20 protein-coding genes and 4 pseudogenes are annotated in these 24,123 nt (G+C 57.3%); 8 read left to right on the top strand and 16 right to left on the bottom strand.

Going from position 1 to position 24,123, the window contains the following annotated elements:
* Positions 1-12: 12 nt before the first annotated feature.
* The 4 genes and pseudogenes from IVA95_RS29050 to IVA95_RS29065 form a co-directional block, all read left to right on the top strand.
* Positions 13-345, top strand: a complete 333-nt coding sequence (locus IVA95_RS29050; protein WP_247513583.1) for an antibiotic biosynthesis monooxygenase — start codon at positions 13-15, stop codon at positions 343-345.
* A gap of 11 nt (positions 346-356) precedes the next feature.
* Complete coding sequence (gene hutX, locus IVA95_RS29055) at positions 357-872, top strand: heme utilization cystosolic carrier protein HutX (RefSeq protein WP_247513584.1); 516 nt, start codon at positions 357-359, stop codon at positions 870-872.
* 82 nt (positions 873-954) lie between these two features.
* A pseudogene (locus IVA95_RS29060) lies at positions 955-1,454 on the top strand (MotA/TolQ/ExbB proton channel family protein); the annotation flags it as partial.
* A gap of 7 nt (positions 1,455-1,461) precedes the next feature.
* Positions 1,462-1,754 (top strand): annotated as a pseudogene (locus IVA95_RS29065) (carboxymuconolactone decarboxylase family protein); the annotation flags it as partial.
* A 656-nt stretch (positions 1,755-2,410) separates the two neighbouring features.
* Here IVA95_RS29065 and IVA95_RS29070 read toward each other — a convergent pair.
* The 13 genes and pseudogenes from IVA95_RS29070 to IVA95_RS29130 form a co-directional block, all read right to left on the bottom strand.
* Positions 2,411-3,316 carry an NAD(P)-dependent oxidoreductase gene (locus IVA95_RS29070; RefSeq protein WP_256470306.1) on the bottom strand — a complete coding sequence of 302 codons (906 nt, stop codon included), beginning with the start codon at positions 3,314-3,316 and terminating at the stop codon, positions 2,411-2,413.
* Positions 3,313-3,999 (bottom strand): HAD hydrolase-like protein, encoded by a 687-nt coding sequence (locus IVA95_RS29075; RefSeq protein ID WP_247513586.1) that lies wholly within the window; start codon positions 3,997-3,999, stop codon positions 3,313-3,315. The genes IVA95_RS29070 and IVA95_RS29075 overlap by 4 nt, the downstream gene beginning before the upstream one ends.
* A gap of 9 nt (positions 4,000-4,008) precedes the next feature.
* A complete protein-coding gene (locus IVA95_RS29080; protein WP_247513587.1) occupies positions 4,009-5,598 on the bottom strand; it encodes a hypothetical protein in 1,590 nt (529 codons plus the stop codon).
* 395 nt (positions 5,599-5,993) lie between these two features.
* Positions 5,994-6,125 (bottom strand): hypothetical protein, encoded by a 132-nt coding sequence (locus tag IVA95_RS38870; RefSeq protein ID WP_256470307.1) that lies wholly within the window; start codon positions 6,123-6,125, stop codon positions 5,994-5,996.
* Positions 6,126-7,276: 1,151 nt separating this feature from the next.
* Entirely contained in the window at positions 7,277-7,804 is a 528-nt protein-coding gene (locus IVA95_RS29090; RefSeq protein ID WP_247513588.1) for an Lrp/AsnC family transcriptional regulator, read from the bottom strand.
* Between the two features lie 228 nt (positions 7,805-8,032).
* Positions 8,033-8,164 (bottom strand): annotated as a pseudogene (locus IVA95_RS39165) (transposase); the annotation flags it as partial.
* Positions 8,165-8,352: 188 nt separating this feature from the next.
* Positions 8,353-10,074, bottom strand: coding sequence for an FAD-binding protein (locus IVA95_RS29100; RefSeq protein ID WP_247513589.1), 1,722 nt, complete (start codon positions 10,072-10,074; stop codon positions 8,353-8,355).
* 157 nt (positions 10,075-10,231) lie between these two features.
* Positions 10,232-10,963, bottom strand: a complete 732-nt coding sequence (locus IVA95_RS29105) for an amino acid ABC transporter ATP-binding protein (protein WP_247513590.1) — start codon at positions 10,961-10,963, stop codon at positions 10,232-10,234.
* A gap of 41 nt (positions 10,964-11,004) precedes the next feature.
* Positions 11,005-11,661, bottom strand: coding sequence for an amino acid ABC transporter permease (locus tag IVA95_RS29110; protein ID WP_247513591.1), 657 nt, complete (start codon positions 11,659-11,661; stop codon positions 11,005-11,007).
* Positions 11,658-12,323, bottom strand: a complete 666-nt coding sequence (locus IVA95_RS29115; protein WP_247513592.1) for an amino acid ABC transporter permease — start codon at positions 12,321-12,323, stop codon at positions 11,658-11,660. The genes IVA95_RS29110 and IVA95_RS29115 overlap by 4 nt, the downstream gene beginning before the upstream one ends.
* An 86-nt stretch (positions 12,324-12,409) precedes the next feature.
* Entirely contained in the window at positions 12,410-13,249 is an 840-nt protein-coding gene (locus IVA95_RS29120; protein ID WP_247513593.1) for a transporter substrate-binding domain-containing protein, read from the bottom strand.
* Positions 13,250-13,294: 45 nt separating this feature from the next.
* A complete protein-coding gene (locus IVA95_RS29125) occupies positions 13,295-14,080 on the bottom strand; it encodes an enoyl-CoA hydratase/isomerase family protein (protein ID WP_247513594.1) in 786 nt (261 codons plus the stop codon).
* Positions 14,081-14,091: 11 nt separating this feature from the next.
* Positions 14,092-15,690: a CoA-transferase gene (locus IVA95_RS29130; protein WP_247513595.1), complete on the bottom strand. Its 1,599-nt coding sequence runs from the start codon at positions 15,688-15,690 to the stop codon at positions 14,092-14,094.
* Between the two features lie 528 nt (positions 15,691-16,218).
* Between IVA95_RS29130 and IVA95_RS29135 the strand changes: the two genes are divergently transcribed.
* The 3 genes from IVA95_RS29135 to IVA95_RS29145 all read left to right on the top strand — a co-directional run bounded on the left by IVA95_RS29135 (position 16,219) and on the right by IVA95_RS29145 (position 20,067).
* On the top strand, positions 16,219-17,271 hold the full coding sequence (locus tag IVA95_RS29135) for a LacI family DNA-binding transcriptional regulator (protein ID WP_247513596.1): 1,053 nt from the start codon (positions 16,219-16,221) through the stop codon (positions 17,269-17,271).
* Between the two features lie 295 nt (positions 17,272-17,566).
* On the top strand, positions 17,567-18,496 hold the full coding sequence (locus IVA95_RS29140; protein WP_247513597.1) for a dihydrodipicolinate synthase family protein: 930 nt from the start codon (positions 17,567-17,569) through the stop codon (positions 18,494-18,496).
* Positions 18,497-18,591: 95 nt separating this feature from the next.
* Positions 18,592-20,067: an aldehyde dehydrogenase family protein gene (locus tag IVA95_RS29145; protein ID WP_247513687.1), complete on the top strand. Its 1,476-nt coding sequence runs from the start codon at positions 18,592-18,594 to the stop codon at positions 20,065-20,067.
* 157 nt (positions 20,068-20,224) lie between these two features.
* Here IVA95_RS29145 and IVA95_RS29150 read toward each other — a convergent pair.
* Positions 20,225-20,429 (bottom strand): annotated as a pseudogene (locus tag IVA95_RS29150) (Rieske 2Fe-2S domain-containing protein); the annotation flags it as partial.
* 84 nt (positions 20,430-20,513) lie between these two features.
* On the opposite strand from IVA95_RS29150, the gene IVA95_RS29155 reads away from it, so the two are divergent.
* Positions 20,514-21,551 (top strand): LacI family DNA-binding transcriptional regulator, encoded by a 1,038-nt coding sequence (locus IVA95_RS29155; RefSeq protein ID WP_247513598.1) that lies wholly within the window; start codon positions 20,514-20,516, stop codon positions 21,549-21,551.
* 1,299 nt (positions 21,552-22,850) lie between these two features.
* Here the strand turns inward: IVA95_RS29155 and IVA95_RS29160 are convergent.
* A complete protein-coding gene (locus IVA95_RS29160) occupies positions 22,851-23,504 on the bottom strand; it encodes a hypothetical protein (RefSeq protein WP_247513599.1) in 654 nt (217 codons plus the stop codon).
* Positions 23,501-24,118: a c-type cytochrome gene (locus IVA95_RS29165; protein WP_247513600.1), complete on the bottom strand. Its 618-nt coding sequence runs from the start codon at positions 24,116-24,118 to the stop codon at positions 23,501-23,503. The genes IVA95_RS29160 and IVA95_RS29165 overlap by 4 nt, the downstream gene beginning before the upstream one ends.
* Between the last annotated feature and the right edge of the window lie 5 nt (positions 24,119-24,123).

Below are 24,123 nucleotides of genomic sequence, written 5' to 3' on the forward strand. Positions count from 1 at the left end.
AGGAGATTTCAAATGTTTATCGCAATGAACCGGTTCCAGGTGAAGATTGGCGCCGAAGCCGCCTTCGAGACCGTGTGGCGCACACGCGAGTCCTATCTCAGCAACATGGCCGGCTTCGTCGAGTTTCACCTGCTCAAGGGCCCAGTCCTCGAAGACCACACGCTGTATTCGTCGCACGCGGTCTGGGTCGACAAGGCAGCGTTCGAAGCTTGGACCAAATCGGAAGAGTTCCGCCGCGCGCATGCCCGCGCCGACAACAAGACCGGCGAAAGCCTTCTCGGCCATCCCAAGTTCGAAGGTTTCGAGGTGATCCTGAGCGAGCGCAAATCCAGCGCCGCCGCGTAAGGGAGGGTGCCATGCTGAGCACGGACCTTGCCGGCCTCAAGACCTATATGGCTCAAAATCCGGGCGCGGTGATCGAGGACGTGGCGCGGGAGCGGAAGGTTACGCCGCGCGCCGTACTCGAGGAGCTGCCCGAGACGATGGTGCGTTTCGGCCCCGGCGCTGAATTCGGCGCCGCGATGAACGATGTCGCGCAATGGGGCGAAGTAACGCTGATCGTCCACACCGATGATGCGATCGTCGAATTCACCGGCGGCGTGCCGGCGGGCGAGGTCGGCCGCGGCTACTTCAACCTGATGCAGCCGAAGGGGCTGCACGGCCATCTTCGCCACGAGCGCTGCGGCGCCTCGCCTTCGTCGAGCGTCCCTTCATGGGCAAGTCGTCGGCGTTCATCGCGTTCATCAATGTGGACGGCGGCATCATGTTCAAAGGTGTTCGTCGGCCGCGACGAGACGCGGGCGCTGCGCGGCGACCAGTTGCAGCGCTTTCATGCGCTTGCCGAAAGGATCGCGTCCGACCGTGCGGTGTAACCGATCCGCATTGTCAGCCCGGGAGACGATCATGCAGCATCGAGTGCTGGAAATTATGATCCGTTTGTGTGGCGCGGCCGGCATGGCCGCCTTGCCGGGCGCGGCGCGCGCCTCCACCGACGTTGCGCTGCTGCCGCGCAACCTGTCGCCTGGAACATGTTCGTGAATGCGGACATCGTAGTTAAGGCGGTCATGGTCGGGCTGGCCCTCGCCTCGCTGGTGACGTGGACGATCTGGCTGGCAAAAACCGTCGAGGTCCGTCGCAAAACCGCGACTGCCAGGCGCCGGCTCAACATGCTGGAAATCGATACCGTGCTGGCCAAGGCCGAACAGGAAACCCGCGGCGGTCACGATGCCGTGGCGCAGATCATCCAGTCCGCCGCGCGCGAGGCCAGCCTCTCCGGCGGTCATTTCGACGACGGCCTCAAGGAACGGGTGGCGCTGCGGCTGGAGCGGGTCGAGGCGGCGATGTCCAGGCAGATCGCGCGCGGCACCGGCGTGCTCGCGACCATCGGCGCCACCGCGCCGTTCGTCGGCCTGTTCGGCACGGTCTGGGTCATCATGAATTCGTTCATCGGCATTCCGAAGCCACCGTTTCGTTCACCTCGCTTCCAATCCGGAATACAAGACCATGCCGGCGCGGCTGCGCATGAACGTGATCGCCAATCCTGGGGTTGGCAAGGCCGTTTTCGAGCTATGGTCGCTGGCGGTTTCCGCCATCAACGGCTGCGGTGCCTGCATTGATGCCCATGAGAAGGCCTGCAGGAAGCCGGCGTCGGCTCGGCAGCGATCCAGACCGCGGTGCGCTTTGCCGCCATCGTGCAGTCGGTTGCGGTTGCGATCGAGGCGGCCGGGCACGGCGTGGCCCAGGCAGTGAAGTGATCCACCCTCTCCCGCTCCTGGCCGGGAGAAGGTCGGGGTTAAGGGCAATATCCACGTCTGAGTTCGCAGCGCGTTCCTCACCCAAGGTTGCAGCTTTGCTCGATTTTCGGTCTCTCCGCGCAAGCGTTGCGAGGCGAAGCTGACAGCTGAAATGTCGCCTCCACCTACACGGCGTTCCATGCGCAGCCGTTGGGATCGGTTGCGCGTGACCCTGCTGGACGGCAGTTATTGTCCGACACCGGTCAAGCGACCGCTCATGTCTTCCCTCGTTCATATGTCGCCTGTCGGTGGTGCGAACCCGACGGGACGGCGCCATGATGGCGCGGAAGCCATGCCGGCGCATCAGCCGTTCGATCCGGTCGCGGCTGGCGCCACGTCCGGAGGTCAAGCTGGGTGCAACTGGCCACCGCGGGATCGGCTGCGGCCCATGTCGCGAGCTTGTGTTGCATTTCACTGATTATCAAAGGTCTTCACCATCGCGATGTAGCGGATAGTCGCGGACGTACTCGGCGGTCAGCCCGGGCGAAGCCAGGTTTTCCTCCATACCCTTCAACACCAGGCCTCGATGGCATCGCAATGGGGACACGACCACGATCGATCTGAACTCGCTCCGCGGTTAGAGCGCATTCTAGATCGCTATCAATAGGCCGACGGCTTTATGGGCGAGACAGATTAGGTAGTGTCAGTTCGCCTTTGCCCGCCATAACTGAGAGATTCAACTTGTGCGCGACGGCAACTAGGACCGGCACCGAAACCGCGCTCTCGTCTGCCAGCCGCACAGCGCAATCGATATCCTTGGCGGAATTCGCCATTGAGATTGCCAGAACATCGGGTTTCTCGCCCAACAAAAAGGCCACGAAGGCTTGAAATATTCCGCTGTTAGTGGAGCCGCGACTGACGAGAGAGCGCAGCGTTACGAGATCGATGTCAAGACCGTGCGCGAATTGGCAGACCTCCGCGACTACCGCCGCTATCCCCATTGTCATGCTGTTGTAAACAAGCTTGAGTCTGTGACCTTGTCCGACATCTCCGACATGAAGAACCGTCTCACAGAATGCAGCAAGAATGCCTTCAGCCACAGGAAAAAGCTTCTCATTCGATCCAACGATCGCGTTGAGAAGGCCTAGCTCTGCTTGTTCGGGGCTCCGTGTTACAGGAGCATCTATAAAGCTTACGCCGCGTCTTTGCGCCTCATCGGCCAGTGCGACCGTCGAAGTCGGATATGACGTCGAGCAGTCAATTATCAAACCTCCTGGGGGCATATGGACAAACAGCCCATCTTGACCAAGGCAAACTGCCTCAACCTCGTTGCTTGAAGGCAAGGATAACACCACGGCACTTACATGCTGCGCCAACTCAGCGATCGAGGGGTGTTCATGGGCACCTGCATTAGTCAAGCGATCCGCACCGAAGCGATTTTTATTGGCTTTGATATGGAGCTCGATTTGGTGACGCAACAGGCTGATACCCATACCGGTTCCCATGCGTCCAGCTCCGATAAGGCCTATTCTCTGCTTCGCCGTTTTAGGAGCGACGTTGGGCGACGATTCCTCGCCAATCATGACTTATGCATTCCGAAAAAACCGTGTCTTTGTAAGATTGGCAACAGCTCATGATGGTTGCTAATCGTGTAGTCTGGATGCGCCGCTCGCAAGCGCGAATCCGAAACAAATCCTCCGGTAATGGATATGCTTATGAGTCCGAGATTGCGTGCAATATCCGTTTCGACCGGCATATCGCCGATGATGAAGGTTGACGCTGGCTTCAGATTGTTTTTCTGCATGTACAGACGAAGCCGCTCTCCTTTGCTCATCGATTTGTATTGAGTGGTGCGACTTTCAAAGGCGAGCACATCGTTGATGTAGTCATTGACTCCAAGTCTTCTCAATTGCGAGCGCAGAGGGTCGACTATATGGTTGCTCACGATGATGGACGAAGCTGCTTCTCGGTACGCTAACTCCAATACTCTGCGCGCGCCCTCGCGCAGATCGGCTTTACCCGCAAGAGGTTCGTAGGTGTCGTGAAAGATTGCACTCCCATCGCGATCCACCGTCTCAATCTCTTCGTGCGACATTCCGAGACTGCGATAAAGAAGAGATAGCGGAACGTCGCAATGTTCCCGAAAGGTTTTCATATCGATCGTTGCATGGCCAAAGCGATCTAGTATGGCATTGGTCGCTTGGAGCAGTGCGTACGCATCGTCGAGCAGCGTTCCATTCCAATCAAAGACGAGAACGGGTTTCATGATCTGACCTCAAGCAGGGATTGATTCCGAATAGGTAAGATCGGCCACCAACTCGCGCAAGTTCCTATTCGCGCGCTTCTGCCCCGCAGGGGTTGGCATCTCCAAAGTAAACGGTGACAAATCGAACTCGTCTTGCCTGCAGGGCAGCAACGATACCAGAACTGGAAACGGCAGATACGTTATCGTGGCTGCGTTGATGGATGCCGCAATATTAGTTTCGATGATTTTGAGAACTTGGGAATCCATCTTGTGGAAGCGAAGGATTTGCGTGCGCTGTTCGGGCGGCAATCGTTTCCATGCCTGCCAGAATGCCAACTCATCTAGTGTGTCGATACCCATGCCGTAGTAGTTCGGAGCCACTATAGGCGGCGAACCGATCGCCCAATGCACGGCTTTGGCCCCAGCGGCAAGCAGCATATTCGTGATAGCCTGACTGGTATCGCCACGAATGAGGGCCTCGTCGACAATAATTATCGTGGCTTTAGCAAGGCTGGTTCCCGATACGCGGTACTTTTGAGCAATGCGAGACTTTCGCTCGCTGGGTGTACCGATGAGAGTTCGCTGAGAAAATTGCGTTGCGACTACTTCCCGACGCTCGGCGAACACGCCGTGTTCGGCGAGAGATGCAAACAGACCATCGGCGTACGGGCCCCCAGTATGCGGCATGGAGGAAACGATTGTGGGCGTCGAGCCTGGTTCTGCTTGCAGTCCCCGCGCAACAAGGCCACCAAGAGCGACCCCAATGTTGTAACGGATTTCGAAATATGATTGACCTTCGATCGATGTCTTCGGATTTCCTAAGTAGAGAGTTTCGTAAGCGCAGAGTTTTCCTTTGTATCGTCCGTTGTTCACTGGACGATCAACGCAGCACCCCATTTTCCCGTCTACATACTTGATGTGGCCTGGAAGAATTTGCTGTGTCTTACCCTCTAGACCAGCAAAGGCACAATTTTCCGAGGCAAAGAGCAAGAACCCGTCATGTGTTTGCATCGTTTCCAGTGGTCGCAAACCACATCGATTACGGTATGCAACTAGATTTCCTTCTCCGTCCAGGAAAAGCGCGCTAATAGCGCCATCAATACGGTCATCAATGTCGCGAAAGACGTTTTCGTAATTGACCGGCAGGCCGTGCCGCCAATAGTCTCTTTCACAAGAGCGTTCAATCCACTTGAGCAAGAGCTCAGCATCTGTGTTGCCGCCTAACCTATGACCCTGGGCAAGCAATTCTTCCCTGAGTTCACGGGCATTGACCAAAGCTCCATCCAGAGAAATTGCCAAATGGCGGCTGGTGCCCGCTTTGTTGTGAATTGGCTGAAGGTCGCCCCCATCCCTAATTCCACGGCATCGGCTACGGATATGGGCGATTGCAACATGGGGCCTAAAGCTCGGATCTCGGACATCGTACTCAATGCGCACTGAATGGCGTGATGACTGAAGCGCTCTCGCATATCGAGTACCTTCTTTGTGCATGAAAGCCGCAATGCTGACCCCCGCCTGCCCCCGGAGCGCAAGTTTCGGAACCATGTGCTTGAGCCGATCATAAACCGTCGCCCGTGAATTGCTTGAAGAGCATAGAAAGGCAGCAGCGACACCGGACATGCTATTAGCCCCTCTTTTCAAAGAACCGATGTCCCGGGACCATCAAAGGTGAAGACGGGGTTGCGCCTCTCTTTAAGCAAGCGCCATACCAGTCCTTAGATGCCTCGGCTCGCGCCGCCAGAGCGACGGAAAAGTTAGCCATTTGGCTGCCATTGATGATCTCGCGTCGGATTCCCGACACGTTGTCTGAAGCGGGACGCGTTAGTACGAAATGAGCCAAGCTCTGACTGTTGGTCGTCGTCTTATCGTCCCACGGAGGCCTTCGCGCTCAAGCTTGCATGCGACGAGTCCGCTCACATGAGCGGGCAAGACGATTTAAGCTGCGCCAGGCCTCCTGATCCGTACGCATCCGGCGTAGGCCCCGGGCTCGGTTGGATTGTTCTGACGACCGGCGTTTAAGCAACTCGGCATTTTCCCTGTAAATCTGGACTGAGTTCGATGAGGCGTTCAATGCCGAAGTCGGTGAACGCCTGAACACTGTCTTCGCCCACGCCATAGACCCATATGGCTCCGTCATCGATCTCCATTTTATCAGCAACGTCTCGTAGCCAATCTATAAGCGTCGTTCTTAGGCCACGGCCTTGAGGGCTTGAGTGCGGTAGGCCCAAGGCAGTAGCTGGTTGATATCGCGATTGGATGTCAATTGACGATCCTCGTCAGGACGTCGGTGAGATGGGCGAGAGGATCGACGCCGTTGATCTTGCAGGTTTATGCCGACTGCCGAACTACACCTCTGCGGAAGTCGACCGGCCTCGTCGCGACCATGATCTTCACACCCGCCGTAGTCCCGATCATGTGGTCGCCCTCACAGCCCGCAGGACATCGCGCTGACAGGCCGGATCAACCCCGGCCGTCGCGCGAACCACCGCACTGCCAAACTCGATGCTGATCGATATCGAGTTCCGTGTTGCCGCTCCCACAACCGTCCCAGTGGAGCGCAGCTCCGACGCTACCGGAACGAAGAGTGGCGCATCCTCCGCCGGCAAGCTCAGCAAACCTGACGCGCCGCTTTGCCCAGGCGAACAGGAGTTGCGGTGAGAGGCAGTGCCGGCGCGCAACCTCGGGCGCAACAGCGCCCGGAGCATACGACTCCGCCACGATCCGTCCGTTCACTCCGTCACTCCACCGCCACCGACGCCCCGCTCCGACCAGAATATCCGCCCGGCCCGTGGCTTCGAAGCGTCAACAATATGGTCAACTATATATGCGAACCTAACTGTGTATGACGGCTCACATCTTGCTGATCAGCTCACGCCCGACAAGGTGCGGAACAACGCGCCGCTTACGATCACTCCGATAGTAGTCAAGATTATGGGTAATTGAAGCCGCGCGTGTCTATTCTTGCTCTTACACCGGATGAGAGGATCGCTCGGCGCATGTGCCTCTTGTGGGGAGGACATGGTCGACCAAAATGGTCGGCGGAAGATCGCGACGAGATCTCGGCACGCAACCCGGAGATTTTTGCTTGCCCTAATGTCAACGACCACTCTACCGCGGCTTATGTACTGGGTTCCGCCTCCTTGCCACTCGTTCGTCCAGAACCGCGCCCGCTGGTGGTCGCCAATGATGCGAGCTTAATCGCCCACCGCTCGCACAGCCCGGAAAGCTCATGCCTGTTCAAAAATAAGCTCGCAGCGTCACCTCTAGTTTGCTCACCAACATGCGATGGATAGTTTGCTCACCAACATGCGATGGACGCCATTGGCAAAGTGAAGCCCGCTTTGACTCGATCCAAGACGACCATAGTTTCAAAGCGCTTTATGTCTGGATTTTCGTGTGTAAGGCACTGAGTGAAATGGGCGTAGTCTTCTATATCATTCGCTGTCACTAACAGCACGAAGTCGACTTGGCCGGTAACGTAGAATGCGCTCATCACCTCGGTCATCTTGCGGATTGACCGCTTGAAACGATCAAGGATGTCGGTCCGATCGCGCTCAAACGAAATGTGAACCAAGGCGGTCACGTTTCGTCCGATCGCTTTCGGAGACACGATTGAAACGTCTGCTTCTATGACGCGGTCCGATCGTAAGCGCTTCAGCCGACGCTGAACTCCAGATGCAGATAAGCCGACCTTCGCGCCGAGCTCCTCACTGGTCAGACGATTGTTGCGTTGCACAAGATCGAGGAGACGAGCATCGATTCGCTCAATAACATGCGATCGCCCAGTCCAGGCAGACGAAGTTACTCCGACGAGCGGACCTGTCATTTTACAAACCTCCTTCTCACCATTCGTGTACGAACTTCACCCGAGCATTGCGCAATGCACGCAAGCAGTGCGAAGTAGAACTGAGTGACAAGGCCGACCGGTATCGCTGCGCAAGCGGTGAAAACACCGGTTGCGGCGCGCTGATCGATACCGACCCGGCGCTGGAGTGATCTCGACAGGAACAAGAGCTGGCACGGCATCACCACCCGGGCGGCCCTGGCGTGCCGGCCATGTGAACAATAGGCTCGGTGCCACACCATGCCGCCGCGCCACCCCACAAACAGTCTCGCCGGCCTGCACGGTTTCCTCGACCAGGCGAACCTTCTCATCGTAACTCCAGCGGCGCCGACGTTTGACGCCGCAGGAAGCTTTCGAACTCTCCTGAGACCCGGCACCACGCCGTTGCCCGCCCCTCGGCGGCGGGCGATAAGCCGCCCGCTAAATCGCCACACCGATTGCTGCCAATGTCCAACTTGCCATCCGACCTCGACGGCGGCCCCGAAGCCGTCCGACCGCATAGCTCGCATGCCTAACATCCTCGGCATATGTCACCCAATTTCGCCCAGGCAGGCGCGAAAGAAGCTGTGCGGCGCAGTTCGATCGATGATGATGTTCGAATCCTGGCCGGCATCCGAATCCGGCAGGTCCATCCGATAGTGACTGCCACGGCTTTCGGCCCGTTCGAGTGCAGCCCTCGCCATGATGTCGGCCACATCGCACATGTTAAGAAGTTCGAACGCGTTGACGCGATCCTGTGCCGTTTCAATGCGTGCGGCGGACAAGGCGGTATCGCGAATAGCCGCAGTCGACGAGCGCAATGCCTCCAAACCCTTCGCGTTGCGCAGGATGAGCAGGTGCCGGTTCGCGGCCATCTGTAGCGAACGACGCAGTTCTGGCAGGGGCTCGTTGCCTTGCTCCGGAAGCCGCGCAAGGAACTCAGCCTGTTCATCAAACAAATCGGGAATATCAAGGTGTCCGTGCTCACGCGCCAATTCCGCGGCTTTCCGTCCGGCGCGTGCGCCGAACACTTGGCACGTGACTGACATGTTGCCGCCCAGTCGGTCCGCACCATGCGGGCCGGCCGCGACCTCCCCGGCAGCGAACAGACCGCGGATGTTGGACTGCGCATCTGCGTCGATGCGCAAGCCACCGTTGATGGCGTGGGCTGAACAGGCGATCTGGACCTTATCCCGATAGAGATCGGTCCCACGCTCCTTGTACCACTCGTACGTCAGCGGCCACATCCGTGCGATACTGCTCGTGCGGTCTGCCAGAATCCGGTCGAAATCGCAGTCGATGAAGTCGAGGTAGACGCCGCCATCGTCCGTGGCCCGGCCCTCATTGATGGCACTCTGGATGCCAATCTCCACGTAGCGCGAAATGTCGGAGCACGAGAAGGGGAAGTGGCGCTGCTTCTCGTCGATCACTGCCTGAACCGTTAGCCCTCCCGGCAGATAGTCGCTCAGGAAGGGAATGCCGTCACGATCGGTCAGGCGAGGACCCGCGTTCCACAAATAGTTGCCAAACAGATTCACGAAAGGTGAGACGATGCTGACGCCAGCCTGCATGAACTCCATGTTTACCAGATGCGCACCGCTGCGCCACGCCATCGCGTAGCCGTCCCCGGTGATGTCGGACGGATATAGGTTGGTCGCGAACAGCTGACTTGCCCCGCCGGTGGTCATCACCACGGCCTTGGCCCTGATGACCACAGGATTGCCCTCGCCGTCGAGTGCGTGAACGCCGTAGCACACCCCGTCGCGGACGATGAGGTTGACCACCATGGTCCGGTCCATCACTTGCACGCCAAGCCGGCTCGCCTCAGATCCCAGAGCTTTAACGATGGGCTTGAAGTGGTCCTTTATGACGTGCGAGCGCGGCCGCGAAGAAAAGCAGGCACGAAAGACGAGATAGTTGTCGCCATCTCGCTCGAATTTGACACCGTACTTCTCCAGAAAGGCCAACGCGTCCTTGGCCTCTTCGGCTAATATCCGGCTGAGACGTGGGTCGGACATGCCTTGCCCAGCCGTCAGGATATCATTCAAAAATATCTCAGGGCTGTCGCCCGTTCCTCCGGCGTCATCGGGCACATTGAAAGCCCCGACCTCGGCCACGCTGTGGAATGTTGCGCCGCTGCGACGGAACTCTCCCTTGATGACGACAAGAACGTTGGCGCCCTCGGCAACTGCAGCGAGTGCTGCCCTTAAAGCCGCTCCCCCACTGCCGACGATCAGCACATCCGTCTTCATCTCGCGATACGGCAATGCCATAGCGTTTCTCCTGGTCGCTTATTGTTTGCGAAGCCGCCGGCTCGGCCTGGGCGGATTCTTCGTCCCCATGACGTCGTGGCGGCGGACCGCGTCGACTTCATCGTTTTGATGGTCGCCTCGATCTCGGACCTCTCTAGCGCTGAAAGGCTATGAGGCATTAAACATTTACACCAACATGCCGTAGAAACTCCTTGGTTCTGTCTTCTTTGGGTTGCTCAAATATCTGATCCGGCTTTCCTTCCTCTACGATCCTGCCCTTCTCAAAGACCATAATCCAGTCACTGACGCGTCGAGCGAAACTCATTTCATGTGTGACTACGATCATCGTCATTCCATCTCTTGCCAGATCTGCCATCACGCTCAGAACCTCGCCGACGGTTTCTGGGTCGAGTGCGGAAGTTGGCTCATCAAATAGCATCACCTCGGGCTTCATCGCCAAGGCACGCGCAATTGCGATCCGTTGCTGCTGGCCTCCGCTCAGCATTGATGGATAACTCATAGCCTTATCGGAAAGCCCCACTTTTTTGAGAAGTGAATGAGCTAACTCTGTCGCGTCTCGCTTGGGAGTGCCGAGTACCGTCATGGGTCCGCAACTAATATTCTGCAACGCAGTCATATGCGGGAACAACTCAAAGGCCTGAAAGACCATCCCCATTCGCCTGCGAACGAGCCTAACATTCCGCTCTTCGGTCGGAAGTGGTGAGCCATCAAAGACTACATTGCCTCCATCGATCGGCTCCAACGCATTCGTGCATCTCAGTAGCGTCGATTTTCCCGAGCCGGAGGGACCGATCAGACAAACGACCTCGCCGGCATTTACCTTTGCACATACTCCGTTGAGAGCCGTGAACCCTCCATATTTTTTGACAACGTCTTCGTAGACCACCATTGGTCGCTTATCCGAGACATTCCGCTGATGAGCCATTTGCGTCACTCTCTTATTTCGTATTTTCTATTGATCCAGTCGACGAGCTTTGACTGCGGATAACCAAGGCACCAATAGATCACCGCCATGGCCGTCAAAATCTCGATGATGCGAAAACTCTGCGCGCGCGCTTGGAGTGAAACATAAGACAGCTCACTTACCGCGATGACGGATACAAGAGATGTATCTTTGAACAAGGACACCCACGTATTGCTAAATGCCGGCAACACACGCCGCATCGCTTGCGGGAGCACGATTCCTGCGAGAACTTGCAGCCGTGACATTCCAAGCGCCAGGCCAGCATCAGTCTGACCTTTTCGTATCGAGTTCACACCCGCGCGGAACGTCTCCGAATTATATGCAGAAACGATCAACGAGAGTGCCACTACGCCGGTCAGGAACGGCGGCAATTGAGCACCCAGCCGCGGCATGACGTAAAAGATCCAGTATACGAGCAGGATCAGCGGAACGGCTCTGAACAATTCGACGTAAAGAATTGCTGCGCCTCGTACAACTCGCATGCGCGAGCTGCGAAGAAGCATGATCAGCAATCCCCCTGGGACGGATATCAACATGGTGACCAACGTCATCAGCACCGTGTTGACTACACCGATGAGAAAGTCCCAGCGATATTGCCAGACTATTGACCAATCTAGATTCATGAGCGCCCTAGGTGGGCTAGCCGCGAATAAATCCAGTCGACTGAACGCGTCAACGGCAGGATCATCGCGATATAAACGAGTATTGCTACGGTGTAGAGCTCAAGTGGTCGATATGTTTGAGCAGCGACGATGCCGGTCTTGAGCAGGTAGTCTGGCACAGCAATGACCGAACATATGGCGGAGCTCTTCACCGTAATCGACAACATGTTTCCGTATGAGGGAAGAATTCTCACCACCGTCTGCGGCAAAATGATCTTTCTGATCATCTGACCTTTCGTCATACCGAGTGCCATAGCAGCTCGTGATTGACCTTGCCGAATGGACAACACTCCGCCACGTACGATTTCGGAAATGTATGCGGCGATGTAAGCACTGAGTGCAATAAACGCTGACCAGAAGGGCGGCAGCGTTATGCCGATCAAGAGCGGGAAAGCGAAATACATCCAGATGAGCACAGCAAGCGCGGGAATCGAGCGAGCGCTGTCTACATAGAAGGCCAGTACGATCGCGAGCCATCTGGGACCATATACGCGCAGCAACCCGACAGCTCCTCCCAACAGGGTCGCAGCGATGATCGTCAATGCAGAGAGAGAGACGGTTATCAGAAGCCCGTCGAGCAGGTATCGCCAGTTGTTCAAAACGGGAGACAAGTCAAAGTCCATCGCAACCTCCTTCGCGTCCCATCGCGGGGCAATCTGGAGCATCGCTGGCTAAAGGAGATCACCAGCGACACTCCATCTGCTTGCTTTCAAGGAGTTCCAGACGCCTTGATTACCCTCGCCTCTTCAGCTTGCGCTTCTTTCGACAGCTCAGACGTGGTCGCTTCCAGCCAAGTGCGAAAGACGTCCTGACCCTTGTCGATAGCCATGCCGATTGGCTGAGACTTTTCCTTACTATCCTGGCAGTTGTTTTCCGTAGGCAGGATGGCAAGTACTGACAGCTTCGCCTGCAACGCCGGCCACTGAACACGGTTGATGGGCGCGGCGTCGGCCCGACCGGACATGATGTCATCAATAGGAATGACAGACGACGTGATGACTCCACGGTGTTTAGCTTTGTTGAAACGCCCTTTGACCCAGGTCTCCTCGACGGCGCCGAGCAAGAACGCAATGGTCACGTCTGCACTGTTGAGATCGTCAACAGTCTTTGCCTTGGAGAACTTGGGGTTGCTTTTCAGGCCGAACACGCAAACGCTTGTGTTCGAATAATGGACGAAATCGACGACCTTAAGCCGCTCGGGGGACTCGGCCAAAGGCGTTATCGCAATATCGACTTGGTTGGCGGCAAGCACCGGTATCTTCGTTTCGTGACTGACCGCAACCTCCTGAAGGCGAACACCAAGCTGTTTGGCGAATGCGTTCGCAAGCAGCCATGCGGGTCCGCTCCATTTCGCGCCCTTGCCGCTCGTATTTTCAACCAGCCACGGCATGTTGTGAAGAACGGCAACACGAAGTACGCCCGATTTGCGGATCGCATCGATTCGAGGACTCTTTCCCGCCGCCGGGACTTCGGCAGCCCAGCTATTCGAGACCGCAAAGCAATTGAGCGCAAATGAGAGGCATGTGGCGATCAGGAATGACGTTCGCATTATTTCCTCCAATGTTTTCGCCTTGTCAGCCGGCGAGATTCAGTTTCATGCGGGACCAGGATGAGGCTGGACGCCGGCGGTCTTCTTCGGAAGGAAGCGCTGCATGTTCGCTCGCGCCGTCTCGTGGAGAACGTCCTGAGCGAAGTAGCGGTTTGCCAAATCATCCATGACTTCGGCTCCCGCGGTGATCGACGGGGAGAAGAATTGTTTAGTAGTCAACACGGCGTGAGGCGGCATCGCCGCAAGGTCCTTGGCATAGCGGAAGGCGGTCTCGCGAGCGGTTTCGTTTGGAGATGACAAAATGTCCGCCAGCCGCAGCCTATGAGCCTCCACTCCATCGATAGCGATAGGACTCCAGCTTAAGAAGCGAGCCGCAAAGGGACCGACGCGTGCGGCTATTGTGTCGAGTCCGAAGCCCGGCAGCCAACCCAGCGAAACCTCCGGCAAGTGCCAGCGCGTAGCCGGAGCCGTCACCACGACGTCGCACGACGCTGCAAGCATAAAGCCACCGCCCATGGCAAACCCATCGACAGCACTGACGACCGGCTTTCTGATTAGAGCGATGGAGCGCACAAATGCTCCCAGGCGGCGATTTAGATCGAAGTTGTCATTGATGTCGCCTGCGGAGAATTCCTTGAGATCTGCACCGGCTGAAAAACCGGGACCGTTTCCAGCGAGCAGTATCACGTTAACGTCTTTATCGTTGGCAGCTCTATCCACCGATTCCAGCAGATCTTTCAGAATGTCTCCGCCAAGAGCGTTGCGTCGCTCCGGCCTATTCATCGTCAGGATCTCGACCTTGTCGGAGTACTCTCTAGTAACGAACTTCACGTCAGCCTCCTTTACGCCTGTCCGACGCCATCGTGAAACCGCACCGCCAGGTTCATCGGCTCATCCTTGAATATCCTCGCACCCATCAGCTTTAGGTCGGGCGACACGATTACATCGAATTCGATATTCGGCAGCACATGCTCTTCGACTGAGACGCCAGGCGCTATTTCGGTCAGCATGAGGCCGTTCGGCGTAAGTTTGAATACGGCACGCTCGGTAACGAAGACGACCTCTTGCTCGCGTTCTTTTGCAAAAGCGCCGCTAAAGGTAATTTGGTGGACGTCCTTCACCCATTTTTTGACCTTTCCCTCGCTAGCAATGACGAGAGAGCCGTCATCCGGCATTGCCTTCAGACCGGATGCTGTGAGCGTGCCGGAGAAAACGACCTTCTGGGCGCCCTGACTGATGTTTATGAAGCCGCCAGGTCCTATGATCTTGCTGCCGAAGCGGCTGACATTCACGTTGCCGTGTCGATCCACTTCGGCAGAAGAAAGGAATGCGATGTCCAGCCCGCCGCCGTCGTAAAAATCGAACTGATCCGGTTGCGGTGCTATCATGTCGTAGTTCGTACCGGCGCCCGCATCCTGTCCGGGCGCAGGAATGCCGCCGATCACCCCCTGCTCCGCCGTTAGCGTGACTGACCGATATATTCCTTCTTCGGCAGCCACGACGGCAATTCCGTTCGAGATACCATAGCCGATGTTGACGGTAGCGCCGGGCATCAACTCAAGCGCCGCCCGTCGCGCGATTATCTTTCTCTCATCGAATGGTAACGGCGCGATCGTCCCGTCCGGCACCCGCATTTTTCCAGCATAGGCTGGACTGTATTCCGTCGCGTACGTCTGCCGTTGTCCGGGATCGACGACGAGGTAATCGACCAGAACTCCAGGTATCCTGACTTCTCGTTGGTTGAGCGTATTCGCTGCGGCGACCTGCTTGACTTGAACAATGACTATTCCGCCTGAGCGCCGCGCTGCAACGGCGAGCGACATGCTCTCACCGACGTATGCTTCGTCCTCGAGAGAGATATTGCCCTTTTCGTCTGCAACGCTTCCTCGCAGGATCGCAACCTGGATAGGAAAGGTCTTGTAAAGCAGATACTCATCGCCTTCGATGTCAACAACAGCAACCATATCCTCTTTGCTGCACTCGCTCTGCCTGCAGCCGCTGATTCGCGGATCGGCGAATGTATGGAGTCCAACCTTCGTGATAACGCCAGGCCGCCCGGCTGCATTTTCGCGAGCGAGTTGCGCCAAGACACCCTGGGGAATGGTGTACGCTTCGATCTTATTGGCCAGCGCCAGCCGTCCAAGTGCAGGGCAATTGCTCAAGCCGCTCGCCACAACTCGACGGACCAAGCCAGGGGCCGCCAACTTACTGAACCCAGCCGTGTCCCAGTCGCCAATCGGCACTGTACCCACAACCATCAGGTCCTTCGGTGCGCCTTGCTCGGAATAGACGTCGCGAAGCGCGTTAATGATCGACTCGGGAACCGCATGGCCTCCGCTGGAGCCGCCGAAATAGACGCAATCACCGTTGGATATCAACGATGCGGCTTCCCTAGCCGTGATAATTGGGGTCGCGCCAGTTCGCTTAATTTTCGCTCGCACGTCGTTCTCCTGTACGTGAACGCAGGCTTCGACTGAGACAGCTAATTTTAAAGCCGAGACCTTCGTTAGACGCGGAAGGCCTGCGCTTTAATTTTCTCTGGTCCTCAGTGAGGTCGCCAGTCACGGCCCTTCTGTTGGAGGCCGATCTATGAAAAGGTTTACACGCCATTCGTTCGTATTGCAAGGACATTCTTGCTCAATGATGAAATGGTTTACATTAACAGCAAAGATTTTGCTTTTGATTGCCGACGCGCGCTTTCGGGCGTCGCCAATTAGTCTTGGACGCATCTTGCGGGCCATATACCTTATAAATCAGAGACTTATATCTCGCCAGAAATGCGTCCTATGTCGAGGCAACGGGCACTTGCATAGGATGTTGTCCGCGCGAAGCTGCTCGGGGACTGCCTGTCCAGCTTCATACTATACAACTCGCTTGAGTTGGCTCTTTCTTAGTCCTGCACGATGTGGTAACGTTTTCACAGATGGCGCTCTCACTTTCAGCATGGCCCAGTGTGGCAGAAACAGCCGATGGCATCAGTTAAAATGGTTCGCGGTGACCGCGGCAGTCAATCTCCGACTGTAATCGAAGTAGCTAAGCGCGCTGGATGTTCTATCGCCACAGTTTCGCGCGTGCTGAATCGACCGGAGAGCGTCGCGGTCGATATGAGGGAGCGCATTCTCCAGGTTGTTGAGGAGCTCGGCTACGTTCCGAACGGATCGGCGCGCGCGCTACGATCCTCGCGCTCTCGGCTGATCGGCGTGATAGTCCCGACATTGGACAGCGCGATCTTCACTCGAATGCTGGAAGGTCTGGACAGCCGACTCGCGCCGACAGGCGCGTCGCTTGTTCACTCAGCGACGGGGTATGATCTGGACCGAGAGTTTCGGGAAGTGCGCAACCTTATTGAAAAAGGCGTTGACGGCATTGTTCTCGTGGGCTCTTGCCATCGAAAGGAAACGCTGAAGCTGCTGCGTGAACGCAAGGTAAGGTTTGCTGTAACGTACGCCCTCTCGGAAGATCTTTCGATTCCCTGCATGGGTTTCGACAATCGGAACGGCGGAGCTTTAGCAGCGACCTATCTTGCAGACCTCGGTCATAAAAATCTTGCCGTAATCGCTGGAATAACGCGCGACAACGACCGCGCGTCTGGCCGCCTTGAGGGGTTCTTAGCCATGGCTGAACGTCGTGGAATAAACCGTTCCAGTATAGTCGTCGTCGAATCACCCTACGAGTTCAGTCGCGGCCGAGCGGCAGTCAAAATCATTCTCAATCAAAATAGGAATGTAACTGCGATATTTTGCACGAGCGACGTACTTGCTGTCGGAGCACTACGAGGCTGCAAGGATGTTGGATTGAGCGTACCGCAAGATGTATCGATGATTGGTTTCGATAATCTCGATATCGCCGAATATCTCACTCCTGGGCTTACGACGGTTGACGTCCCGGCTCGATTGATGGGCGAGCAGGCAGCCAAATACTTTTTGGCTGATGAAGCCTCGCTGGACATACACTCCAGGGTGGAGTTCGAAACGCGGTTGATCGTTCGAGACTCAACTGCCCCTGCGAAAAATCAGCAATGACCACATAACGCGTCCGCATGTTGTTGCCTGGTTGATTTCCTCCTCACCAATCGGAGTGTCTGACGACTAAACTCAAGGCTCGAAAAATAGTCGTTATTGGCCCTTCGCGGCTCGTTGTGTCGATGTCGATCTTCGCGGCCGCTGCAGGCCTGGCCACCTAGACTGAGACGAGATCTGACATTCAGTTCGAGCTTCTGAATGTTCGCAATGCCGGATCGAGTTCGAAAGATTGGCGCCCGATACAACCACTCGTCACATTGCGCCTCATGCCAAACCCGGGAAAGGATCATTACCCATGCCAGTCCAAAAAAGCGCGCCATACAGCGGCCTGTTCCCCGTCGCGCCAACGCCATTTACCGATTCTGGAGATCTCGACCCTGAGGGGCAGCGGCGTGTTTTGGATTGCATGATTGATCAGGAGGTCGACGGGATTTGCATCCTCGCCAACTATTCCGAACAGTTCCTGTTGTCGGACGAGGAACGCAGGCTGCTAGTTGATCTCTGTCTATCGCATGTGGGTGGGCGCAAGCCGGTCATGGTGACATGCAGCCATTTCAGCACTCGTATCGCGGTGGAGCGCGCACGCTACGCGGCCGAGCGAGGCGCAAGTCTTCTCATGCTGATGCCGCCTTACCACGGCACAGGTCTAAAAGTGGACGAAGCCAGCGTGATCGAGCATTTCGCTCGTGTCGCCGATGCGGCAAGAATTCCGATCATGGTTCAGGATGCGCCACTCAGCGGCGTGACGCTCTCGGTACCCTTTCTCGCGCGCCTGGCCCAAGAGGTGCCGCTCGTTAGCTACTTCAAGATTGAGGTGCCGTTTGCTGCCTCGAAGCTGCGCAACTTGATCGAGGCAGGGGGCGACGCCATCGCAGGTCCGTTTGACGGAGAGGAAGCCATTACCATGATGGCAGATCTTGAAGCTGGCGCGACCGGGACGATGTCGAGCGCGCTCTGTCCCGATCTGTTGCGCCCAGTGATCAATCATCACAAGGCAGGGCACAGCACGCAAGCGGCCGCTGCATATGCAAAGGTGCTGCCGCTCATCAATTACGAGAACCGTCAATGTGGTCTACGCGCTGCCAAGAGCGTTATGAGGGAAGGCAACGTTATCAAATGTGAGGCTGTACGGCACCCGCTCGATCAAATTCATCCCAAAACGAGAGCTGGATTGATTGAGCTTGCGCGTGGAGTCAATCCTTTGGCCCTCTACTGGGGACGCTGAATAATTCTACGCGAAGTTACTTGCTCGTCGGTCTAGCGCGCGAGCCGACAGTTTATGCGCTTTCTAAATCCAACCCGAGTGTTGAGAGCTTATCGATGACACATAACTATATTGCTGGCGAGTGGCTTCCTGCCGCGGAGACGTCCCCAAATATCAACCCGTCCAACACTAACGATGTCGTGGGCGAATATGCCCGTGCCTCAGCTGCCGAGACTGAGCGTGCGATTGACGCTGCTTATGATGCCTTTCCGAATTGGTCGCGCTCCACCATCCAGGCTCGCCACGACATTCTCAAGACCGTGGGCGATGAGATTCACGCCCGCAAGGACGAACTCGGTCGCCTGCTCTCCCGCGAGGAGGGCAAGACCTTGCTGGAGGGCATCGGCGAGGTAACGCGTGCCGGACAGATCTTCCACTTCTTCGCTGGCGAGTGTCTTCGCCTGGCGGGCGAGAAGGTACCGTCGGTGCGGCCGCTCATCGATGTGGAAATCACCCGTGAGCCGCTTGGTGTCGTTGGACTTATCACCCCTTGGAACTTTCCCATCGCGATTCCGGCCTGGAAGGTCGCGCCAGCGCTTGCTTACGGCAACACCGTTGTATTCAAGCCAGCCGAGCTCGTGCCTGGTTCGGCTCATGCGCTCTCCGAGATCATCGTCCGCGCCGGCGTGCCGGTGGGCGTGTTCAACCTGGTAATGGGCCGGGGCTCGATAGTGGGCGAGGCGATGCTGAATAGCCCCAAGGTTTCCGCCATCTCCTTCACGGGCTCGGTGCCGACGGGGCGCAAGGTCGCCCAGACCTGCATAACGGCTGATCCCATGAAGAAGGTTCAACTCGAGATGGGCGGCAAGAACCCCATGGTGGTACTGGACGATGCCGACCTGAAGGTGGCGGTGGAATGCGCCGTGAACAGCGCCTTCTTCTCCACCGGCCAGCGCTGCACGGCCTCGTCGCGCCTGATTGTGACGGATGGCATCCACGACCAATTCGTAGCCGCCATGCAGGAGCGGATGCAGGGGCTCGTCATTGATGATGCCTTGAAGGCCGGCACTCATATCGGCCCGGTCGTCGACCAGAGCCAACTCGACCAGGACCTGAAGTATATCCGCATCGGCCAGGCCGAAGGCGCCAAGCTTGTTGCTGGCGGCGACCTCCTAAAGCGTGAGGCTCCCGGCTTCTATCTAGCGCCCGCGCTGCTCACTGAGGTGAGCAACGGGATGCGCGTGGCACGCGAGGAGATTTTCGGGCCAATAGCCACCGTGACCCGGGCGAAGGACTACGACGGGGCGCTGGAACTGGCGAACGACACGCCGTTCGGCCTGTCATCGGGCATTTGCACTACGAGCCTGAAATACGCCAGTCACTTCAAGCGCAATGCAGAAGCCGGCATGGTGATGGTGAACCTGCCGACAGCCGGCGTGGACTACCACGTGCCATTCGGCGGCCGCAAAGGCTCCAGCTATGGTCCGCGCGAACAGGGCCGCTACGCGCAGGAGTTCTATACCACGGTGAAGACCGCCTACACCTTCGACGGCAACGGTCCTTACGTGCAGAAGACCAAATCGAGGGAATAAGTGCGCCTATTCACCTCGGGCGAGCCCGGGATTGCCAGTAGCAAAGCCCGAAGAGTTGGAGAACCCTAGAAAGTGGTTCGTCTCGGCTTGGCCAAACGAATTTCGCAATTCCAGAGGTAAAGGCAGATCGATGGGCGCCTTTAAGTTAGTTTAGCAAGCCATTTTGCCGTGGAACATTCAATGGAGTCGTTCATGGCTAACCCGTCTGCAAGGTGAATCTTCTCGTGGTGCAGAGTCTATTCCGCGGCGAAGTAGCGATCATCTGGACTACGGTATGTCGCGAGCGTCCGGCCTTCGTAATCGAACCGCATGACGTCCTCGTTTGCGATATCTTCCGTATCGCAAACCGAAATCCAGTCCATGATCTGTAGCTACGTCGGTGCATGCGCGTGATGGATAGAGATATCGAAGCCGCTGCTTACAGTCCCGTTCCGTGTTGATCAAAATTGGCCGGAGGCAGGCATTTGAGGGGGCCCACGATCAGAGACATTGCGCGCGAGGCGAATGTCGGCACCGCAACCGTCGAGCGGGTTCTCAACGACCGCGGTGGCGTGAGGACAGGGCTTGCTGAAAGAATCATCAAGGCCGCAAAGAAACTAAAATATGGCGACCGACGATTCAGGCCTCACCGCGGCATCATTCGGATCGAGGTGCTTCTCGTTCAGCCGGAGGTCGAGGTTTTCTATGCCGAACTCAACACTACTTTCCAGCGGATTTCGGCCTCCTTGGACCCAACTATTTTAGTGCACCGGACGTTCGTTCGCGAGGACGATATCGCCGGCGTCGTTCAACATATTGCAAAGCCCCCTCTTCGCCGAGCCGGTCTCATCGTTCTGGCTCCGGACCATCCGGAGATTACCGAGAGCATCCGCCAAGCCCGCATGTCGGGTGTGGAAGTCGTACAGATGCTTACGGGAAGCGCCGGCGAGGATGTGCCTTATATCGGCATCGACAACTACGCCGCTGGAAGGACCGCGGCCTACTATATGTCGCGTATGCTACAGGGACGTAGCGGCACTTTGCTCGCCATGTGCCACAGCGGAGCCTATCGGGCGCATAGGGAGCGCATACGCGGCTTCTCCGACTATTTGACGCAGCACACGAATGGCGATCACAATTTCTGCCTCGTCATTTTTGGACATGACGACAATTTGCTTTCAGCAGAGAGGCTGACGGAAGCGTTGCGTCACGACAATCACGTTATCGGGCTGTACACTGTCGGCGCCGGAAGAGAGGGAGTCGCGTCGGCCTTGAAGGCTCATCCGGACAAGGTATTCTGGATCGGACACGCGCTTACTCACAACACTGCAAAATGTCTCCGGTCCGGTTTGATGGACATCTGCATCGACGGGGCGCAGGAAACCCATGCGCGCCGCTCGCTTGATACAGTGCTCCACCGTCTCGGGCTAATCGACGTTGACGTGAGCAGCGCCCCTGTCCAGTTTCTCACCATCACCGCGCAGAATCTCTCGAGCAGCATTTGACGGTTCCAACGATTGGCTCCGTCGCAAAGGAGAGGCGGAACGCTCCGATCGAATATGATCAACTGTGCGAAGTTGTCGCAGAGCAGACCGTGCAGCACGCCGGAAACCAGTGCATCGCCCGCCCCCGCGCGATCGCGCATGACGGTCTCGCGCGTCGGTTCCTTGATCACCAACATACCGAAAGGGCAACAGCAACCGGCATGACCCCCACGCCCGCGGTGATCAGCGGCCGCGTGCGTAGCGGATCGACATTCAATACTGGCGCAAGACCTAGACGGCCGCTGGGATATTGGCGTAGGCGCTACGTAGCGCGCGCGCAGAAAGTGTCCGGCGACCGCCTCGTGGCGCTCCAGTGGCGACACGATTGCGCTGATGACGCACCTGTTGCGTCGGCGGCGTTCGCAGCCGGCACGCTTGCGCGCGTCGATTGCAACGTTGCGTTGATCCCCGGAGTACTGGGCCGCCCTGTTCGTTGCGGCAGTGTAGCAGGATGGGCAGCAGCAGGCCGTGATTGACGTTGCTGGCGTCCAGCAACGGCGTCCACGCCGACAGCCTGAGCAGCGTCGCGGCATAGAGACCTTGGCACCAGGTCGCGCATCGACGTCGACACTGGCTTTGCGCTGGTGCATCGGCGCGAACGGGTTAGGCGTGGTCGAAAGCGTCTGACTGATCTCGTTATGGCGCAGCGCGACGGCGACATCGCCGCGGCTCCAGAGCGCCGCCATGGTTGAAAGCATCGGCATCGACGGCGAGCAGCGGTCGAAATCCAGTCGAGCGGGCTCATCGACGCCGGTTGGGCTACAATCGCGGCGACGTAGCCATCGAGTTGAGAGGCGGGTGGCGGCAGGATCGCGATCGATGCGAGCATGAAGTCATGGGTCGGGCTCTTTAAGAGGCATCGCGTCTGCAGTCATTGACGGTGCTACTTTATGGCGAGGCGGGCTCGTGCGGCGGCCGGTGCGGTGCGCTGGTGCGCCGCCTTCCAGTTCTAGGCGAGCAGTTCGTGCAGCTGAAGCCTTGTTCGTCGCACGCCAGGGCACTGGAGGCCAAAAAAAGAGGCCGCTGCTGGACCTGTCCAACAGCGGCTTAAGTCGAGGGAGGAAGCAGACGAGCCCGGTCTGCCAGCGGATCCGTCGCGATCGGACACGATGCGCTCCAGCACGTCGGCCAGATAGGTCAGCGGGTTATTAGCAAGATCAATACCGGCGCCGCTCGCCATTGCACCGCAACATGTTCTTGTCTGAGGCACCACAGAGCGTCAGAGGTCAAATGCAGCCTCGTCGTTTCGCAATCGCTCGATCAGTGGCCAGTCGTCTGCTCGATGACGAGGTGTGTGGCATTGACAAAGTCCGAGAGTGGTTGGCCGGCGCGGCGATAGATCTCTCGATCCAGAACCAAGCGACGCCGTTCTGAACGCTTCTCGCAGCGCTCCTTGATAAAGAGACCGCCCACCGGAGTTTCTCCATCATGGGGCTTCGCCTCACGGCACGTCCACCCCGTTTCGCCGTATCGGGCTTTCACTATGAGCGCCAAAAGATGGGCCTTCTTACGCCAGAAGAAACGTGCGTTCGGATCCGTGTCGATCCGAATACCTTGCAACGCACCGCTGCCGTCGACGAGTCCCGTCAGTAGCACGGGATGGCCGCCGACCTTCGTACCCTCATACTTGTCGTTCACGGCCGCCAGCGGATTTACTTCGTCATTGAACCGAAACGAGATACCGTGCAAACCCATTTCATCAGCTGGACATGTCCGAAAGTCCTTCCAGCCCGCCAGCTTGATCCCCTGCTTGTCGGCACAAGCAAGGTTAATATACTTCTCAGGAGAGATGTCAGCGACCGACATCCCGAGACTCAGGTCGCGCAAGTCGGTGGCCTGGCGTGCGTTCGCATCAGCGCAAGAGACCAAGAGAAGCAACAGCGGTAGCGCCCAGATCAATCGTCGATGACTCATCGCTTCTCTTCCGTTCCGGTTGCTTTCGAGTGAATGGAGATGTTCTTGTAGACTTCACAGGCTCTTGAGCCCTCTCCAAAGTAGTCAACGCAGTCCTGATAGCTTGTCTGCCCCTTACCTTTGATGTGCTTCAGAACATAATCAACGACGGTCTCGATTTCCTTCGGCCGGAGAAATGCAGGCGCATCCAGAGGCAGGTCTTTGCCGAGATCCTGAGCCGTGACGCCCGAATAGCATCCGTAGTCCTTGTAAGCGTCGCGATTAAAATGCGGCATCCCCGTTCCCGGCCGCCCGCAATGGACAACCTCAACGATTTGATCGCGAGTGAGCTGCGTAGTTCGCAACGAGAGCGCTGCGCCACCATAGCCGCCTCCCCCATCGCCATGCCATTTGTGGCAGCCTACGCAATTTGCCTTTTCGTAGATGCGCTGCCCTTCATTAAGCGTGCGGTGCGCGCCCTTGATAACCTGCCCTTGTATGGGCGTGCCACCTTCGCCCCGAGCGAAGTCTCGTGTCGCGAGAAGAGCTAAGCCACCACCCACGATCAAGCTGATCAAGCCAACGCGTATCGCGCAGTTTGCCCATTTGTTCGGGCGCACGATCTTCAAGTCCATTCTTT

This window comes from Bradyrhizobium sp. 157 (assembly GCF_023073815.1).
In the GTDB taxonomy this organism is placed as follows: Bacteria; Pseudomonadota; Alphaproteobacteria; order Rhizobiales; family Xanthobacteraceae; genus Bradyrhizobium.

Excerpts from the sequence above, each read along its gene's own strand:
- IVA95_RS29075 (WP_247513586.1), bottom strand. The coding sequence starts at position 3,999 with ATGAAACCCGTTCTCGTCTTTGATTGGAATGGAACGCTGCTCGACGAT.
- hutX (WP_247513584.1), top strand. The coding sequence starts at position 357 with ATGCTGAGCACGGACCTTGCCGGCCTCAAGACCTATATGGCTCAAAAT.
- IVA95_RS29135 (WP_247513596.1), top strand. The coding sequence starts at position 16,219 with ATGGCATCAGTTAAAATGGTTCGCGGTGACCGCGGCAGTCAATCTCCG.
- IVA95_RS29140 (WP_247513597.1), top strand. The coding sequence starts at position 17,567 with ATGCCAGTCCAAAAAAGCGCGCCATACAGCGGCCTGTTCCCCGTCGCG.
- IVA95_RS29165 (WP_247513600.1), bottom strand. The coding sequence starts at position 24,118 with ATGGACTTGAAGATCGTGCGCCCGAACAAATGGGCAAACTGCGCGATA.
- IVA95_RS29145 (WP_247513687.1), top strand. The coding sequence starts at position 18,592 with ATGACACATAACTATATTGCTGGCGAGTGGCTTCCTGCCGCGGAGACG.
- IVA95_RS29080 (WP_247513587.1), bottom strand. The coding sequence starts at position 5,598 with ATGTCCGGTGTCGCTGCTGCCTTTCTATGCTCTTCAAGCAATTCACGG.
- IVA95_RS29050 (WP_247513583.1), top strand. The coding sequence starts at position 13 with ATGTTTATCGCAATGAACCGGTTCCAGGTGAAGATTGGCGCCGAAGCC.
- IVA95_RS38870 (WP_256470307.1), bottom strand. The coding sequence starts at position 6,125 with ATGGAGATCGATGACGGAGCCATATGGGTCTATGGCGTGGGCGAAGAC.
- IVA95_RS29070 (WP_256470306.1), bottom strand. The coding sequence starts at position 3,316 with ATGATTGGCGAGGAATCGTCGCCCAACGTCGCTCCTAAAACGGCGAAG.
- IVA95_RS29160 (WP_247513599.1), bottom strand. The coding sequence starts at position 23,504 with ATGAGTCATCGACGATTGATCTGGGCGCTACCGCTGTTGCTTCTCTTG.
- IVA95_RS29120 (WP_247513593.1), bottom strand. The coding sequence starts at position 13,249 with ATGCGAACGTCATTCCTGATCGCCACATGCCTCTCATTTGCGCTCAAT.
- IVA95_RS29100 (WP_247513589.1), bottom strand. The coding sequence starts at position 10,074 with ATGGCATTGCCGTATCGCGAGATGAAGACGGATGTGCTGATCGTCGGC.
- IVA95_RS29115 (WP_247513592.1), bottom strand. The coding sequence starts at position 12,323 with ATGGACTTTGACTTGTCTCCCGTTTTGAACAACTGGCGATACCTGCTC.
- IVA95_RS29105 (WP_247513590.1), bottom strand. The coding sequence starts at position 10,963 with ATGGTGGTCTACGAAGACGTTGTCAAAAAATATGGAGGGTTCACGGCT.
- IVA95_RS29110 (WP_247513591.1), bottom strand. The coding sequence starts at position 11,661 with ATGAATCTAGATTGGTCAATAGTCTGGCAATATCGCTGGGACTTTCTC.
- IVA95_RS29090 (WP_247513588.1), bottom strand. The coding sequence starts at position 7,804 with ATGACAGGTCCGCTCGTCGGAGTAACTTCGTCTGCCTGGACTGGGCGA.